Source organism: Brachyspira catarrhinii (genome assembly GCF_005518285.1).
Lineage (GTDB): Bacteria > Spirochaetota > Brachyspiria > Brachyspirales > Brachyspiraceae > Brachyspira > Brachyspira catarrhinii.
Genome location: NZ_SJDU01000566.1, coordinates 1 through 1,101 on the forward strand (window position 1 = coordinate 1; position 1,101 = coordinate 1,101).

The following is a 1,101-nucleotide window of genomic DNA, read 5'->3' on the forward strand; positions in this document are numbered from 1 at the left end:
TCATATTATCATCGTCTAAATTTTTTTCAAAGTATCCATGATGAAAATTAAATTTATGATACCCTGTACCATCAAAACCAAAATTATTTGTAAAAGATTTTTTTGAAGGCCAAACACATAATTTTTTATTTTTATACATTGTAAATGAATAATAAATATCCCATAAATTATTTTGAACATAAAGATTATCCTTAACAGACTTTTTTATGGCAAGTAAATGAAACCAAGAAAAAACGCCTCCTAATATTTTATGCTTAATACTTTTATTATACCAAGAAGTATCGCAAGTATCCCAATTTATATTATTCCATTTAATCTTCCAAGTACCCCAACCCCAGCTATGAAAAGCGTATGTAAATATAACATCATGTTTATGATTTTTAGTAGCATGTTTATGCGAGAATGCTGTTATAGCCATAACATCTTCATCATCTTTATAATAATTCAAAGCATTATTCATAAACTCAAGAAAATGTTTATTTGTCTCAATATCATCTTCCAGACCTATAAAATATTCATGATGCTCAAATATTGTGTTTACCGCATTAACAGTAGAATATTTTATACCTAAATTTTTTTGAGCTTCATATATATAAACATTTTTAAAACCATCTTTTATAGTTTTTAAATATTCTCTAAGCTCATAAACAGATGCTTCATCTTCTTTTTTACTAGGTGCATCTGAAAATATATATAAATCAGTATCTGAAGCTAAAGTGTTTTTCTTTAAAGCTTCAATAACTCTTTTTGTATGTTCAATTCTATTATAAACTACTAAGCCTACAGGTGCTAAGTACATAAAAACTCCTTTAATTTTATAATTATGAAAAAATATTTGTATTATTTGTATTAAAGGAATATTCATCAAATTATATATTTGCTTAAAAGAGTTATTGTTTTTTTATTTTCAAAGTAAACCGAAAAAAATATTAATTTATTTTTTATAATCAAATAATTAATTGAAAGAAGAAATTGATTGCCTAATAAAAGCTTTATTAAAATTAAGTCTTGCAATGACAATAGAGGCTTTATACTATAAGAAATAGAATATATTTTATAGTATATTAATGAGTTTTGAGTTTTGAGTTTTGAGTTTTGAGT

General features: G+C 23.8%; 1 protein-coding gene. It reads right to left on the reverse strand.

The window, feature by feature from the left end:
* On the reverse strand, positions 1–799 hold a 799-nt coding region (locus EZH24_RS12350; protein ID WP_137999355.1), incomplete at its 3' end, for a hypothetical protein.
* Positions 800–1,101: the final 302 nt, after the last annotated feature.